Annotated in this window: 12 protein-coding genes; 5 read left to right on the top strand and 7 right to left on the bottom strand. The window is 60.9% G+C overall.

Annotated features, from left to right (window positions below; all coding sequences use genetic code 11):
- Positions 1-7: 7 nt before the first annotated feature.
- The 5 genes from ACZ25R_RS18680 to ACZ25R_RS18660 all read right to left on the bottom strand — a co-directional run bounded on the left by ACZ25R_RS18680 (position 8) and on the right by ACZ25R_RS18660 (position 9,246).
- Positions 8-934, bottom strand: coding sequence for a transglutaminase-like domain-containing protein (locus tag ACZ25R_RS18680; protein WP_472462517.1), 927 nt, complete (start codon positions 932-934; stop codon positions 8-10).
- Between the two features lie 480 nt (positions 935-1,414).
- A complete protein-coding gene (locus ACZ25R_RS18675) occupies positions 1,415-1,564 on the bottom strand; it encodes a hypothetical protein (protein ID WP_472461852.1) in 150 nt (49 codons plus the stop codon).
- A gap of 97 nt (positions 1,565-1,661) precedes the next feature.
- Positions 1,662-4,787 carry an efflux RND transporter permease subunit gene (locus tag ACZ25R_RS18670; RefSeq protein ID WP_472461851.1) on the bottom strand — a complete coding sequence of 1,042 codons (3,126 nt, stop codon included), beginning with the start codon at positions 4,785-4,787 and terminating at the stop codon, positions 1,662-1,664.
- Positions 4,784-7,894 carry an efflux RND transporter permease subunit gene (locus tag ACZ25R_RS18665; RefSeq protein WP_472461850.1) on the bottom strand — a complete coding sequence of 1,037 codons (3,111 nt, stop codon included), beginning with the start codon at positions 7,892-7,894 and terminating at the stop codon, positions 4,784-4,786. The genes ACZ25R_RS18670 and ACZ25R_RS18665 overlap by 4 nt, the downstream gene beginning before the upstream one ends.
- The gene (locus tag ACZ25R_RS18660; protein WP_472461849.1) at positions 7,891-9,246 is read right to left on the bottom strand and encodes an efflux RND transporter periplasmic adaptor subunit; all 1,356 of its coding nucleotides are present in this window, start codon (positions 9,244-9,246) and stop codon (positions 7,891-7,893) included. Before ACZ25R_RS18660 ends, ACZ25R_RS18665 begins: the two co-directional genes overlap by 4 nt.
- 187 nt (positions 9,247-9,433) lie before the next feature.
- Here ACZ25R_RS18660 and ACZ25R_RS18655 point away from each other — a divergent pair, with 187 nt between their 5' ends.
- Positions 9,434-10,441 (top strand): AI-2E family transporter, encoded by a 1,008-nt coding sequence (locus ACZ25R_RS18655; protein ID WP_472461848.1) that lies wholly within the window; start codon positions 9,434-9,436, stop codon positions 10,439-10,441.
- On the opposite strand, the gene ACZ25R_RS18650 is transcribed toward ACZ25R_RS18655, so the two are convergent.
- A complete protein-coding gene (locus tag ACZ25R_RS18650; protein ID WP_464662588.1) occupies positions 10,438-10,965 on the bottom strand; it encodes a MarR family winged helix-turn-helix transcriptional regulator in 528 nt (175 codons plus the stop codon). The genes ACZ25R_RS18655 and ACZ25R_RS18650 overlap by 4 nt on opposite strands.
- Before the next feature lie 119 nt (positions 10,966-11,084).
- Between ACZ25R_RS18650 and ACZ25R_RS18645 the strand changes: the two genes are divergently transcribed.
- The 3 genes from ACZ25R_RS18645 to ACZ25R_RS18635 all read left to right on the top strand — a co-directional run bounded on the left by ACZ25R_RS18645 (position 11,085) and on the right by ACZ25R_RS18635 (position 14,302).
- On the top strand, positions 11,085-12,623 hold the full coding sequence (locus ACZ25R_RS18645) for an MDR family MFS transporter (protein WP_472461847.1): 1,539 nt from the start codon (positions 11,085-11,087) through the stop codon (positions 12,621-12,623).
- A gap of 229 nt (positions 12,624-12,852) precedes the next feature.
- Positions 12,853-13,068 carry a hypothetical protein gene (locus ACZ25R_RS18640; protein ID WP_472461846.1) on the top strand — a complete coding sequence of 72 codons (216 nt, stop codon included), beginning with the start codon at positions 12,853-12,855 and terminating at the stop codon, positions 13,066-13,068.
- A 193-nt stretch (positions 13,069-13,261) separates the two neighbouring features.
- Entirely contained in the window at positions 13,262-14,302 is a 1,041-nt protein-coding gene (locus ACZ25R_RS18635; RefSeq protein WP_472461845.1) for an NAD(P)-dependent alcohol dehydrogenase, read from the top strand.
- Positions 14,303-14,365: 63 nt separating this feature from the next.
- Here the strand turns inward: ACZ25R_RS18635 and ACZ25R_RS18630 are convergent, their stop codons facing one another.
- Positions 14,366-15,427, bottom strand: a complete 1,062-nt coding sequence (locus ACZ25R_RS18630; protein WP_472462516.1) for an adenylate/guanylate cyclase domain-containing protein — start codon at positions 15,425-15,427, stop codon at positions 14,366-14,368.
- A gap of 123 nt (positions 15,428-15,550) precedes the next feature.
- On the opposite strand from ACZ25R_RS18630, the gene ACZ25R_RS18625 reads away from it, so the two are divergent.
- Entirely contained in the window at positions 15,551-15,988 is a 438-nt protein-coding gene (locus ACZ25R_RS18625; RefSeq protein WP_403169728.1) for an SRPBCC family protein, read from the top strand.
- Positions 15,989-16,025 lie beyond the last annotated feature (37 nt).

The raw sequence follows: 16,025 nt of genomic DNA, 5'->3' as shown, positions 1-16,025 counted from the left end.
GAGCCCGCTACATCGTGTTTTCAGCGTCTGTTCTGGCTTGGATATGCCGCGAAAGCCGGGCCCATCTCTGGCTGAACCAGGGCGTGACAAGTGAAACCTTTTCAAAGTGTTGGCTGGAGAAGGACGGCTTGGTCTCCTCGAACGTCCAGACCTTGAAGTTCGTCAGCTGGTGCGGCCCGAATGTATAGATAAGAGGGATATCAGCGGCGTCCCGCCCACGGGCGACAACAATGCGGCCAATGCGGCGCTTGTTGTGGCGCGCGTCGAAAGTGTGCCACTTGCCGCCGAGATAAACTTCGAACCAGGCGTTGAAGTCCATGGGGGCGGGATCGGCGGGAACGCCGATATCGCCCATGTATCCGTTGACGTAACGGGCCGGAATGTTCATGCAGCGGCAGAAGGCCACGGCCAGATGCGCAAAGTCCCGGCATACGCCGACCCGCTCTTCATGCGCCTGCGCGGCGGTCCGCGTGGCCCGGGCAAAACCATAGCTGAACGTCAGGCGCTGATTGACGTAATCACAGATCGCCTGAACACGTGTCCAGCCCGGCTCCACCTGACCGAAAAGGTTCCATGCCAGATTGCTGAGCTCGTCCGTTTCGCAGTAGCGGCTTGCCGACAGAAAGGCCAGACATTCGGTCGGCAACTTGTCGACGGTCAGCTCCCGGGCATTGCCGTCAACTGGGTCGGGTAAGCCATCATCCCGCAGCACCGCGTCGTATTTCAACGATAGATTTCCGGCCGGAGCCAGAAGGCGCAGGCAATTATTCCCGAAGAGATCGCGAAAATTCTCCAGCTTCACACCGGGTGATGCGACGGGGCCGCGTTCACAAACAATGTCGGAAAGCCGGTCCGACTCCAGATTCAAATAGGTCGTCATAGGTGTTGGTTCGTTGCATTGAATAGCAATTTCATATCCGACACGGATCAACATGGCGCATCCTTTTGGGGTTTTGAGGAAAACGCGACAATGACGGTTTGGGTTCCTGTCCGGCGAAATAAAATATCGCGCGAGGACGTCCCTGTAGGTCTTCAGCTTTTGTTGACCATAGGCCGGTAAAATCTGAAACGAATGCGCGTGAAGCCCGTTATGCCCAGAGAGCGCCATCGCGGAAAACCGGTGGATACCTGTAGGACAGGCCGCTTTGAGGATTGGGTGCGCATTGGAAGGTGAATGCCAATCTTGCTCCAGAAATGGTTGGGAAGGGCTATGGCAGTAAAACACGGAACATCGCATCGACGGGTCGCCGCTGTCGTCCGCGCGCAGATCACGCGGCAGGAGTTCCGCAATGCGGTACAATCCTCCCAGCCGTCTCAGGCCGACCGGGAACTCCCGTCCCAGCTCGTCGAGTTGCTCAAACGCCTGGAGAAGGCCGAGAAACCCAAACGATAGTATTCCTGTGTAAAGCCCGGGTCAGTTCCGGCTGGCATCCTGCACGACCTTGCCCTGGGAGGCGAGGTGCGGGTAACGGCCATATTTTGCCGTGTGGTGGACAAAGCTGCCAAACGACAAGGCAAACGCCAGGAAGATGAAAAAGACGATGCCAAGACGCTGTGCAAGCATGGCTGATACCCCCATTGTAACTGGTGCAACAATATGCGGGGCAACCTGAACAGACGTGGAATCCGTCGTTCATCCAGCGTTTCGATTTGTTAAAAGTCTATGAAATTTTCGCTTGTGCCGGGGGTATTCCGGCCTTGCCTGCGGCAGCGGGTTTTCTGACCGACCAGCGGTGATGCAGCCGTGCCAGCATCAGGTAGATGACGGGCGTCGTGTAGAGGGTAAGAACCTGCGAGACGATAAGGCCGCCGACGATGGTGATGCCGAGCGGGCGGCGCAGCTCCGTGCCCGGACCAGTGGCAATGATCAGCGGTATGGCGCCCATGATAGCGGCGAGTGTTGTCATGAGGATTGGCCGGAAGCGCTTGAGGCACGCCTGGTAAATGGCCTCTTCGGCCGAGAGGCCGGAAACCCGTTCGCCGTGCAGGGCGAAATCCACCATCATGATGCCGTTCTTCTTGACGATGCCGATCAGAAGGATGATGCCGATGAAGGCGATCAGTGTCAGGTCCGTGCCTGTCACCACCAGCGCCAGCAGGGCGCCAAGCCCGGCAGACGGCAAGGTGGATATGATGGTCAGCGGATGGGCGAGACTTTCATAGAGAATGCCCAGCACGATGTAGACCGTCAGCAGGGCTGCCAGGATAAGCAGGGGCTGGCTGCCCGTGGATTGGGTGAGCGATGCCGCATCGCCGGCAAATTCCGCATGCAGCGAATCCGGAAGATGCATTTCCAGAACAGCTGCCTGCACCGCATTGTTTGCCTCTTCCAGTGACGTTCCCAGAGCCAGATTATAGGAAATGGTGACGGACGGAAACTGGCCCTGATGGTTGACGACGAGAGGTGCCAGCGTGCGCTCGATCCTTGCCACGCTGCTGAGTGGCACCTGAATTCCACCGGTTCCGGTGACATGCAGATTGGCGATCTGCGCGGGGTCGCGTGCATAGTCATTGTTCGCTTCGATCACCACGCGGTACTGGTTGCGTGCGGAATAGATGGTTGAAATCTGCCGTTGCGAAAAGGCATTGTTGAGCGCGCTGTCTATATCGCCGATTGCAACCCCCATCCGGGCTGCGGCAACGCGATCAATGGTGACATTGGCCTGCAAGCCGTTCGGCTGGCGGTCCGTCGCGACGTCGGTCAATCCCGGTTCCTGCTTCAGGCGGTCGAGTATCTTTGGCGCCCAGGTGACCAGTTCGTTGTAGTTGGCATCCCACAGGGTGAACTGATATTGCGACTGGGTCGAGCGGCCGCCGGCACGGATGTCTCCCGGTGAAAAAAGGAAGGTCGAAAGGCCCGCCACGGATGCAAGCGATTTGCGCATGCGGTCGATGACGACAGCGGTCGGGTCGCGTTCTTTCTCCGGTTTCAGCGAAATCAGCAACTGTCCGCGATTGACGCCGGAGGAAAAACCGCCGCCGCCCACCGAGGAGCCAACGCCCGCAACCGCCGGGTCCTGGCCCGCGATCTCTGCCGCCTGCCGTTGCAACAGCACCATGGCCGGATAGGAGATGTCGGTGGAAGCCTGCGTGCCACCCATGATGAAGCCCGTATCGTCCTGCGGGAAAAAGCCCTTGGGGACCTTGATGTAGAGAAAGACCGTGATGGCCACGCAGGCAAAAATCACGAGAACAGCCAGAACCCGGTGATAGAGAACGCTCTTCAGGGTGCGGCCATAGAAACCGATAACCGCATCCAGCGTGCCTTCGACGAGACGACCGAAAATACCCGGGCGTGCATCGGTGTCATGGGCCTTCAGTCTGTGTCCGCAGATCATGGGCGTGACGGTCAGCGATACCACGGTGGAAACCGCAATGGTGAATGCAAGCGTCAGCGAGAACGTCTGGAAGAAACGGCCGACAATGCCACCCATGAAGAACAGGGGAATGAAGGCGGCCAGCAACGACAGGCTGATCGAGACAACGGTGAAACCGATCTGCCGCGCGCCTTCGAGCGCTGCGCGCATCGGCTTCATGCCCGCTTCCAGATTGGCATAGATGTTTTCGATCATCACAATGGCATCGTCGACAACGAACCCGACGGATACAGCCAGTGCCATCAGGGAAAGATTGTCGATGGACAGGCCCCAGGCCCACATGGCGGCGAAGGTGCCGGCCAGCGACAAGGGCACCGTGACACCTGCCGCAATGGTCGGTGTCGCGCGCCGCAGGAAAACCATGACGACCGCCATCACCAGGCAAATGGTTGCCAGAAGGGTCCACTGCATATCGTTGACGCTGGCATGGATGGTCGTGGTGCGGTCCGAGAGGACGGCAATGTCGATGCCCGGAGGGATCAGCCGTTTCAGATCGGGCAGCAATGTCTTTACCGCATCAACGGTGGTGATGACATTGGCATTGGCCTGCTTCGTGATGTTGAGAAGCACGGAGGGCTTGCCGTTATACCAGGCATCCGAACGGCTGTTTCTCACGCCCTGGTCGACAGTGGCGATATCGGAAAGGCGCACGGCAGTCCCGTCGCCGCTGCGGATAATGACGCGGCCGTAATCCTCCGGCGTTTTCAGCTGCGCATTGGTGCCGATCGAGAAGGCAAAATCAGCGCCGTCGATGGAGCCAACCGGCTCGGCCACGTTGGCGTTGGTGATCGCGGTGCGCACGTTGTCGAGTGACATGCCCATGGCGGCCAGCCGGTCGGGATCGAGGCGGATGCGCACAGCGGGCTGATCAGCGCCGCTGGCCGTCACTTCGCCGACGCCGTCGACTTGCGAAATGCGCTGGACGATAACCGTGTCTGCCGCATCATAGATGGCGCTGGCGGAGATCGTATCCGACGTCAGCGCCAGGATGAGGACAGGTGCGGCTGCCGGGTTGACCTTGCGGAAACTGGGTAGTGTCGGCAGATCGGACGGCAAGTCGGTTGCCGCCGCATTGAGCGCGGCCTGCACATCCTGTGCCGCACCGTCGACATCGCGCGACAGATCGAACTGGACTGTGATGTTGGTCGATCCGAGCGAACTGACCGAGGTCAGTTCGGTAACGCCGGCAATGGAGCCCAGGCGGCGTTCCAGCGGAGCAGCGACGCTGGCGGCCATTGTGGCCGGATCGGCACCGGGACGGCTGGCCGACACGCGGATTGTGGGCAGATCGACCGAGGGCAGGCTGGCGACCGGCAGAAAGCCATAGGCGACAATCCCGAGGATCAGCAGCCCCAGCGCCAGAAGCGTGGTTCCAACGGGCCTGCGGATGAACGGGTCCGAAATGTTCATAGGGCGCCGTCCGTTTCAGGGGCGGGCGTGCCGGTCGGCCGTCCGACGATACGGCTGCGCAGCCGTTCGAAACCGAGATAGATGACGGGCGTCGTGTACAAGGTCAGAAGCTGGCTGAGGACGAGGCCGCCAATGATGCTGATGCCGAGCGGGATACGCAGTTCCGATCCTGTCCCTTGGGCAAGCGCCAGCGGCAGCGCGCCGAAGAGCGCCGCGAGCGTGGTCATCATGATCGGGCGGAAGCGCAGGATCGACGCTTTGACAATCGCCGCGCGCGGATCCAGCCCTTCGGTTCGTTCCGCCTCGAGGGCAAAATCGATCATCATGATCGCGTTCTTCTTGACGATACCCATCAGCAGCACAATGCCGATAAGCGCGATGATGGACAGGTCCTGGCCGAACAGCATCAGTGCAACTAGTGCGCCGACACCCGCCGAGGGCAGTGTCGACAGGATGGTGATCGGATGGATCGCGCTTTCGTAAAGCACGCCAAGCACGATGTAGATCGTGACGATAGCCGCGAGGATCAGCCATGGCTCACCCGCCAGGGAGCTGGCAAACTCGGCGGCATCGCCGGAATATTGCCCACGGATGGAGTCGGGCAGGGCGATTGCTTTTTGCGCCGCTTGGATCGCGGTGACGGCATGGCTGAGTGATGCCCCAGGAGCAAGGTCGAAACTGACCGTAACGGCAGGAAACTGTTCGTCATGGCCGATGACCAGGGGAGCCGTCGTGAACGAGGCAGTGGCAAACGCGCTCAGTTGCACCTGCGTACCGTTGGCGCCGCTGACATAAAGCTTGTCCAGCGATTTCGGGTCTGCCTGATATTGCGGCGAGGCCTCGAGGATGATGCGGTATTGGTTGGCCTGTCCGTAAATGGTGCCGATCTGGCGTTGCCCGAAGGCATCATTGAGGGTGTCGCTGACCGCCTGCATCGACACGCCAAGCCGGGAAGCGGTTTCCCGGTCGACATTGACGAAGATGCGCCCGCCGCCCATTTCGACTTCCGAAGCGACATTGATAAGGGCGGGATCGCGCTGCAGTTCCGTTGCAAGCCGCTGCGCCCAATTGACGACGGTCGCCGTGTCCGTGCCGGTCAACGTATATTGATAAGGCGCACGGCTGGTCCGGGTGCTGATGCGGATATCCTGCACGCTTTGGAATGTGACCTGCACACCGGGAATACCGGTGGTTTCGCCGCGCAGGCGATCGATGATCTGGGTGGCGGAATCCGACCGCTGGTCCTGCGGTTTCAGCACAAGGCTGAGCGTGCCCGTGTTGGGCGTGAGATTGGTCGTGCTGGTTCCGACGACGGAAACAACACCGGCGACGTCGGGATCGTGCTGCAGCCTGTCGGTGACGATAGCCTGGGTTCGCTTGATCGCCTCGAATGAGGTTGTCGGTTCGGTTTCGATGATCGCCGTTATCAGCCCCGTATCCTGCGAGGGCAGGAAGCCTTTGGGAATAATGACATAAAGTGCAATGGTTGCCGCCAGTGTGATGGCTGTCAGCAGCAGCATGAGCTTGCTGCGGTCCAGCGCCCAGAGAAGGCTACTGCGGTAACCCGCTATGATCCGGTCCATCCCGCGATCGATGCCATGCAGAATGCCGCTGCGTTCGCCTTCGCCCTTGCCGTGCAGGATGCGGGCGCACATCATCGGCGTCAGCGTCAATGAAACCACCGCCGACACGATAACCGCTATCGTCAGCGTCAAAGCAAATTCGCGGAACATGCGCCCGACAATGCCCGTCATGAAGAGCAGCGGAATGAACACGGCGATCAGCGAAACGGTCAGCGATATGATGGTGAAGCCGATCTCGCCAGCGCCCTTGAGCGCTGCATCCAGCGGTCCTTCGCCATCTTCTATGTGACGCACGATATTCTCGATCATCACGATGGCATCGTCGACCACGAAACCGGTGCCGATCGTGAGAGCCATCAAGGAGAGATTATCAAGGCTGAACCCGGCAAACCACATCACGCCGAATGTCGCCACAAGCGACAGCGGCAGGGCAACGCCCGCAATGATGGTGGCCCGGACAGTCCGCAGGAAGATGAAGACGACGAGGATGACAAGCGCGACACTGATGGCGAGGGTCAGCTGCACGTCATGGATCGAGGCGCGGATGGTGTTGGTCCGGTCGTTCACCACATCCAGCGTGACGCCTGCCGGCAAGGCCTGTTTGAGCCGCGGAATCTGTTGCAGCACGCGCGAGACCGTATCGATGACATTGGCACCCGGCTGGCGCATGACGTCGATGACGACCGCCGGCTGCCCCTGGTACCAGGCGCCGACACGGGCATTTTCCAGCCCTTCAACAACGGTCGCCACGTCCTTGAGCAGGACGGGGGAACCATTCTTGTACGTCACGATGATCGCGTTGTAGTTCTGCGGATCGACAATCTGGTCATTGGCCGAAATGGTATAGGACTGATGGGTGCCATCAAGCGCGCCCTTGGCGCCGGCGACGCTGGCATTGGTGATCGCCGTACGGATGTCTTCAAGCGATATGCCATAGGACGCAAGCCGCGGCAGGTCCGCCTGTATCCGCACCGCCGGCCGTACGCCGCCCTGGATATTGACATTGCCGACGCCCGTGACTTCGCTCAGGCGCTGCGCCATCATCGTGTCGGCAAAATCGCTGAGGTTACGGATCGAATAGCTCGTCGAGCGCAGGGCAAGGGTGATGATCGGCGTATCGGCGGGATTCACCTTCGCATAGGTCGGCGGGTAGGGCAGGGTTCGCGGCAGCATGGAACCGGCGGCGTTGATCGCAGCCTGCACATCCTGCGCTGCCCCGTCGATATCCCGGTCGAGATCGAACTGGAGGGTCACCTGGCTGATGCCGAAAGCGCTCGATGAAACCATCGACGAAAGGGACGGGATTTGCCCCAGCTGCCGTTCGAGCGGAGCGGTAACGAGCGAAGCCATGGTGTCGGGATTGGCGCCCGGCAGCTGTGTCGTCACCTGGATCGTCGGAAAGTCCACCTGCGGCAAGGGGGCAACCGGCAGCGCGAGATAGCCGAGGATGCCGCCGAGCAGGACGGCAATCCCCAGCAGCGAGGTTGCGATCGGACGGTGGATGAAGGGGGTGGAAACACTCATTTCGCGGTTCCGTTGTCAGCCTCTTCGCCGTTTGCGCCAGCATTCTTCTGGTTGCGCCGTTTGTGTTGCCGTTCGCCGCTCTTGGGTGCGCCCGCCGGCTGTTTGTCATCGGTCGCCGGGGTGCTGTCCGGTGCAGGCGCAGCCCCCTGATCCCCGGCGCTGGTCACCTGCACCTTGGCGCCATCCTGCAGGCGGGCAAAGCCGGTGGTGACAATGCGGTCGCCGGCTGCAACGCCATCGGTAATGACTGCCTGCACATCGTCTTGCTGTCCCACGGTGACCGGGCGCATGGCAACCGTATCGCCCTGCTGGAGCAGATAGACAAAGGTTCCCGATGGCCCGCGCTGCACCGCTGCGGTGGGGACAACAATCGCGCCGCTCAGTGTCTGGACAAGCAGGCGCGCATTGACGAATGCGCCGGGCCAGAGAACGAGTTTGTCATTGGGGAAATTGGCCTTCAGCTTCACCGTTCCCGTTGTCGGATCGACCTGATTGTCTATGACGGCAAGCGTGCCGTTGTCGATGACGGTTTTGCCGTCTCCGGAAATGGCTTGCACAGCCAATGTGCTGGCCGAACTTGCCCGGTTTATCTTGCTCAATTGCTGTTGGGGGATGGCGAATTGCACCGATATCGGCTTGATCTGCGAGAGTGTCACGATGCCCGTCGCATCGGAGGTGCTGACGATATTGCCGATATCGACATTGCGGATGCCGGTGCGCCCGTCAATGGGCGCGCGGATGACCGTGTAGTTGAGCGTTGCCTGGGCGCTTTCGATGGCGGCCTCGTCGGATTTGATCTGCGCTTCATATTGCGCCACCAGCGCGCGCTGCGTGTCTGCCTGCTGCTGGGTGCCGGCATTGGTCTGGGCAAGCTTGGTATACCGTTCGAGGTCAAGCTTGGAATTGGCAAGCAGTGCCTGATCCTGTGCCTTCTTTGCCGTCGCCTGGTCGAGCTGTGCCTTGTAGATCGCATCGTCGATGCGGGCGAGCACGTCGCCCGCCTTCACGTCCTGCCCCTCCTGGAATTCGATGGCCGCCAGCTTGCCGCTGACCTGCGAGCGCACCACCACGGAATTGAGAGGCCGCACCGATCCGACGCCATCGATATAGACCGGGACGTCGGCGGATTTGGCGTCAGTCACCAGGACAGGCGTGGGGCCGAGGCTCTGTCCGCCACCGCGCCGTGACCCGCCCCGGCGTCCGGTGTCACTCTGGCCGCCGGACGGTGCGGCGGCATTCTGCGCCGCAACGCCCAGACCATTTGTCCACCAGCGATCCCGCGTCACATAAGCGCCTGCACCCAGCGCCGCAATGACCAGGATCGATACCAGGACACGCGATTTCGATACCATTCATTCACCTGTTCTTGTCATCCCTCGAAAGGGCATAAGTTAATCAGGACATTAGCGGGTATTGGGGTTGCTTGGAAATTGCCGCAGCCATTAAATTTTGTCCATATTTGAGCCGCTTTTGCTTGCGTCCATACGCCGTTCAAGGCTAGGAACAATCCGAAACAGATCGCCCTTCTCAAGGTGCCACTTGCTGACTGCCACACGGCTCTATATTGCGTCTTTCGCCCTGACGCTTGTCGCCCTCTTTGCCGTCCTGCAGCTAGGACTGCTTTCGGCTCTGCTATCCGGACTTCTTGTCTACAATCTTGTTCATCTGGCCGCGCCCCAACTGGGTAAACTGGGTGTTTCCAACAGCTTGACGAAGACCCTGGCGCTGGCCCTGCTGGCGATCATTTTCATTCTTCTGATCGTTGCCGCCGTGGTCAGCGGACTCGGACAATTGACCAACGGTACCGAAGGGGTTGTCTCGCTGTTCAAGAAGATGGCTGAGATCATCGATACGGCGCAGGTTCACCTGCCGGACTGGGCGAAGGCGTATTTTCCGGCCAGTCTCGACGAACTGGAATCCATGGCGGCCAAGTGGCTGCGCGAACATGCCGGCCAGCTGCAGCTTGTCGGGCGCGATTTCGGCGTCCTGATCGTTCGCGTCATCGTCGGCATGGTGATCGGCGGCATGATCGCGCTGAGCACGGTGAATGTGTCGCGCGAGCCGGGCCCTCTGGCTGTCGCGCTGGTCGAGCGGGCCAGCCTCCTCAGCGGCGCATTCCGCAACATCGTTTTCTCGCAGATCCGCATTTCGGCACTTAACACGTTCCTCACGGCGATCTACCTCGTCGTCATCCTGCCAATCCTTGGTGTGCACCTGCCGCTGGTCAAGACCATGATCGTGGTCACCTTTGTCGCCGGTCTCCTGCCGGTCATCGGCAACCTGATCTCCAACACCATCATCGTCATTGTCGGTTTGAGCGTGTCGTTCATCGCTGCCGTCGGCTCGCTCGCCTTCCTCGTCGTCATTCACAAGCTCGAATATTTCCTGAATGCCCGGATCATCGGCGCCCGGATCAAGTCCCGCTCCTGGGAATTGCTGCTCGCAATGGTAGTGCTGGAAGCATGGTTCGGCGTGGCCGGTCTCGTCGCGGCCCCGATCTATTACGCCTATCTGAAGGACGAGCTGACGCTGCGCAAGCTCATCTAATCCGCCGGGTCGGTTGGGCTGCGCGCAAACAGCTGTTCGAACCCATCGACATATTTTTCAAAAAGCTTGGAGAAGATTTCGATGTCTTCGGGCGACCAGTCGGCGACCACGCTTTCGACAATGGACTGCTTCAGCGCGTGAAGTTCGGCGACCAGCCGTTGTCCGAGCGCCGTCATGACCACGACGATCCGCCGTGCATCGTTCTGCGAGGCCTTGCGGCGCAACACGTTCTTGGCAACCATCTCGGCCACGATGCGGCTGGCGCGCGAGGGGTCGATCCGCAGGGTTTCGGCAATGACGCCGACCGTCACCTCGCCGGCAAGTTCGCCGCGGCGGACCGCATCGAGAACGTCGAGATGGGTCAGTTCAAGGCCGGGCGCCAGCTTCTGTATGGCAAGACGGGCAATCACCCGCCGGCCGGTCATCAGCCGCATGCGGGTCATCACCCGCCCGATGCGCAGGAGATCATCATTCGACCCGGTTTGCGGGGTTTCAATTTTTTGTGTCGTCGTGATTTCTGTCATGATTCCAGCATAACAGATGCCTATCGGCATTAAAATATGCAAAAGGCATTAAAGTGCGATTGACATATGTATGCTAATAGCACATAAATTGCGCCAATCAAAACCGGATACCCCGCTCCATGAACATGCCCAACACGTTCGAGCCGCTCGTTGCGGACCCGCGCAAGCGGTTGATGCTTTTCTTCTTCCTGATGGCAGCCATGTTCATGGCCGTGCTCGACAACCAGATCGTCTCGACGGCGCTGCCGACCATTGTCGGCGAGTTCGGCGAGCTCGAGCGCTTCGCCTGGATCGGCTCGGCCTATCTGCTTGCCGTCAGTGCGGTGATGCCGGTCTATGGCAAGCTGGGCGACCTGTTCGGGCGCAAATATGTGATGATCGCCGCCATATCCATCTTCACGCTGGGTTCGGCGGTCTGCGGTCTCGCCATTTCCATGAACACGCTGATTGCAGCGCGCGTGCTGCAGGGCCTCGGCGGCGGCGGCGTCATGGTCTCGATTTTTTCTGTCACTGCCGATCTGTTCGAGCCGCGCGAGCGCGCCCGCTACCAGAGCTATATCAGTCTTGTGTTCATGGCGTCCGGTGCCATCGGCCCTGTGCTCGGCGGCACGATGAGCGACCTGTTCGGCTGGCGTTCGATCTTCCTGATCAATCTGCCGATCGGCATTGCCGTGATTGCCGGGCTGGCCTTCATGCTGCCCTACCGCAAACCGGCGCGCCGGCCCAAGATCGACTATGCCGGCGCCATCCTGCTCGCCCTGACCACGACCAGCCTTGTTCTGGCAGCCGATGGCGCCCAGCTGTTCGGTTCGCTGCTGGCACCTCAGACTGTTTCGCTTGTGGCATTTGCCGTCCTTTGCGCCACGGCATGGATCCTGGTCGAGCGCCGAGCGCCCGAACCGATCATTCCGCTGTCGCTGTTCGGCAATTCGACCTTCACCCTGTTCCTGATCATTTCGATCGCCAGCGGTTCGATCGCCATCGGCATGGTCAATTACTTCGCCTTCTTCCTGCAGACCACGACGGGCCTGTCCCCGTCGCTTGCCGGACTGCTGTTCATTCTTCTGACGGGTGGCATTGTCGGCGGCTCGCTTCTGACAGGCCGGCTGATCTCGACCACCGGCCGCTACAAATACCTGTCGGTGGCCAGTCTCACGCTCAGTGCCATTGCCTTTGGCCTGCTTACTCAGGTGCATGCGGGAACGCCCGTGGTCATCATCGGCCTGTTGATGCTCATGCACGGTGCCGGCATTGGCATCGGACAGCAGCTTCCGATTATCGGTGTCCAGAATGCGGCGGGCAGCCGCGATGTCGGCGCGGCGACCGGTTCGGTGTCGCTGGCCCGCATGGCCGGTGCCTCGATCGCCATATCAGCCTATGGCGCGATCATCGCGGCCAACCTGCCGCACGGTGCCGGTGCCATTCCCGGCGTCAGCAATATCGGCGAGCTGACGCCCAAGATGATGGCGGCGCTTCCCGAGGGAACGCGCCGGATGCTTGCCGACAGCTATGCCGCTGCCTTCACCCCGTTGTTCCTGACGGCGGCCTGTATCGCCCTGTTCGGACTGCTGATGGCATTGCTCCTGAAGCCGGTACAATTGCCCGTGGCCTCTGCGGCCAAGAAGCTGGACACGGCCGTGGCCGAGGCGGCGGAATAGGAGAGGTTCCGCCGTCGGTTCAACGTCCCGCCAGCTTCGTGCGTGGTGCGTGATTCGACAAGCTCACCATGAGGGAGGTGATTTGGTTGAAATGCCAATCGCAAAGGTTGCAGAATGGTGCTGCCTGTAATCCTCACTTTCCCTCATGGTGAGCTTGTCGAACCACGCACCGGAGGTTTTGCAGTCTTCAATATACAAACCGATACCCTAACCCCTTCCACCCGCCTTCATGCTGGCGCTCGTCGCCTTGACGCTGCGTTTCCGCATCGAGAGCAGGAAAGTGGAAAAGCGTTTTGACGGTGAGCTTGTCTATTCCATTCACCGCGATGCGGGCAACCAGCTGCATGTCGTCAGCCATATCCCGCTTGCCGGAGGCAAGACGCCGCTGCTGCTGCTCGATCCTGCAGAAACCACAGAAGCGGCGCGCGACCTCACCGGCAAATAGGACAGGCATTTCTCCGATAGAAAATCATGCCGGGTTTGCGCAGTCCATCATCGGAACTGCGGGGCCGGGAGAATGGCGGCCGCTGATTTGGAGGATTGTGCAACAAGCCTGCAGGATTGCGCTACTGCTCCGGGCCGTGCTTGCGGCATAGCTGGTTGCCCGACTTATCTCGTCATCTCAAAAGGAATCATTCATGGCTCTTGCTAAAGGCTATGCGGCAACCGACGCCTCCAAACCGCTCACCCCGTTTGTCTTCGAACGGCGGGAACCCAATGACGATGACGTCGTCATCTCGGTAAAATATTGCGGGGTCTGCCACTCCGATATCCATCAGGCACGCGACGAATGGGGTGGCTCCAAATTCCCCATGGTACCGGGTCATGAGGTCGCCGGGATCGTGGCGGCCGTTGGCGCAAAGGTCACGAAGTTCAAGAAGGGCGACCGCGTCGGCGTTGGCTGTTTCGTCAATTCGTGCACGAAATGCGCGGCGCGCGATGCCGATCTCGAGCAGTACATGCCAGGCATCGTCCTGACCTATAATGACGTTGAAGCCGATGGTGTCACACCCACCCAGGGCGGCTACTCGGATTCCATCGTGGTCAAGGAAGGTTACGCCCTTTCCATTCCGGACAACCTGCCGCTCGATGCCGCCGCGCCGCTGCTGTGCGCCGGCATCACGCTCTATTCACCGCTGCGGCACTGGAAGGCGGGTCCGGGCAAGAAAATCGCCATTGTCGGCATGGGCGGACTTGGCCATATGGGCGTCAAGCTGGGTCACGCGATGGGGGCGGAGATCACGGTCCTCAGCCAAACCCTGTCAAAACAGAACGATGGGTTGAAGCTCGGCGCAAGCCACTATTATGCAACCAGCAATCCCGAAACGTTCAAGACTCTTGCGGGAACCTTTGACGTCATCATCTGCACCGCCGGTGTGGCGATTGACTGGAATGCTTATCTCGGCCTGCTGAAGATCGACGGCACCATGGTTCTCGTCGGGGCACCGGAGCATCCGGTTCCCGTCAATGCCTTCTCGGTGATCGCCGGACGCAAGAGCCTCGCCGGATCGGGCATCGGTTCGATCAAGGAAACCCAGGAAATGCTGGATTTCTGCGGCGAGCACAACATCGTTGCCGAAATCGAGACCATCGATATCAGGGATATCAACGAAGCCTATGAGCGCGTGCTCAAGAGCGACGTGCGCTACCGCTTCGTCATCGATATGGCCACCCTGTAACGACAGGGTGGCTTGCCGGAGGGCGGTTGAAGACAGCCGCCCGTCCGGGAAAAAGGCGCAGCATCACTGTGCCGGTGTAAACACCGCGCAGGGCACCGCAATGCCGCGCAGCCGGTGCTCGCCGAGCGGGATCAGAGGCTGCGCGGTTTCCGCCGCGAAGGCGCCCGAAAGCAAGACGGTGTGGCCAAGCGGGCGGCACAGGCCCTCCAACCGGCTGACCAGATTGACGGCGGGTCCGATGGCCGTGAAATCCAGCCGGTCGGCCGTACCGATATTGCCCCACAGCATGTCGCCGAGATGCAGTGCCGTGCCGAACGACAGTGGCGGCACACCCCGCACGGCGCGGTCGCGGTTGAGGTGGTCCATCCCGGCACGGGCAGCGGCGACCGCACGCAGCGCCGCGCCGCAGGCGCCGGCAGCATCACGCTCGCCAATCGGAAAAATCGCCAGAACGCCATCGCCGATGAATTTCAGCACCTCGCCGCCAAAGGCATGGACGGCACCGGCGATCCGGTCGAACCACGCGTCGAGTGCGGCAATCACGTCCTTCGCTCCTGTTGTCTCCGACAATTCGGTGAAGCCGCGAAGATCGGCGAACAGCAAGGCGGCCCGGATGGTCTCGCCCGGCTCGCGCCGCAAACGCCCGGCCAGGACCTGCGTCGCGCTGCGCCGGCCGAGATAGGTGGTCAGGAGTGCGGCCAGTGTCGAGCGCGCGGCCAGCAATGCCAGCGGCGCTGCGGCAAAGCGGGCGGCCTGGCGCAGCAGGTCCGACTCCTCCCCGGTGAGCGGGCGGTGCGCGGCCCAGCCAAGCACGGCACCGTTGGCGAAATCCTCCTGCACGGTGTTCGTCCCGAGGCTGGCCAGCCAGTTGCCGGCAAGGTTGGCATCCTGGAGCTCGGCTGGACCGGCCAGGCCCAGCGCCTCGATCACCTGTCCCGTGTCGGCGCGCCACAGCCAGGTGCGCCGTCCAATGACCGGATGGGGCGCTGCCTGGGTGAGCGTGCCGCCGGCCAGCGGCAGGCCGTCGGCGATGAGCCGGGCGGCGAGCGCCGTCAGAAAGGCATCGCCATCCGGCATACCGGTCGCTTCGTCGACGAGAAAGGAAAGAGCGGACGGCAACTGCATGCCCGCCATCATGCAGCGATGCCGGGTCCCTGTCATCCGCTTTTGTTTCTTGCGCGAAATCCCGATTGGCTTACATTGCGCGATGCCGAAGTGAGTGTGCGTCCTGTTGGGAGGAGATCGCCGATGACCGAGACGCTTCGCAATGAAATCGAGATTGCCGCCCCGCAGGCGACGGTCTTCGCCTTCCTCACCGATCCGGACAAGATCCTGCGCTGGATGGGGACAAAAGCGACAATCGAGCCGCATCCCGGCGGCATTTATCTCCTCAGCATCAACGACGCGCACACTGTTCGCGGTCAGTTCACCGAGGTGATTCCTGTCCACCGCCTCGCTTACAGTTTCGGCTGGGAAGGGCATGAAAACGTGCCGCCGGGATCGAGCCTGGTCGAGATCGACCTCATCGAGAAGGAGGGAGGCACGCTGGTGCGCTTCACCCATAGTGGGCTGCCGGACGAGACGGAACGCGTCAACCACGAAAAGGGCTGGAACCACTACCTGCGCAGGCTGGTGGTGGCGGCAGCGGGTGGCGACCCGGGACCGGACAAACCGCTCAGTTCCTGAGGTTCGCGGACAATTGCGATGGCACACCATGCGGTGC

The organism is Phyllobacterium sp. RCAM01083 (assembly GCF_055685835.1).
The sequence above is the reverse complement of the archived record's forward strand: the minus strand, read 5'-3'. Positions and strand labels throughout refer to the sequence as shown.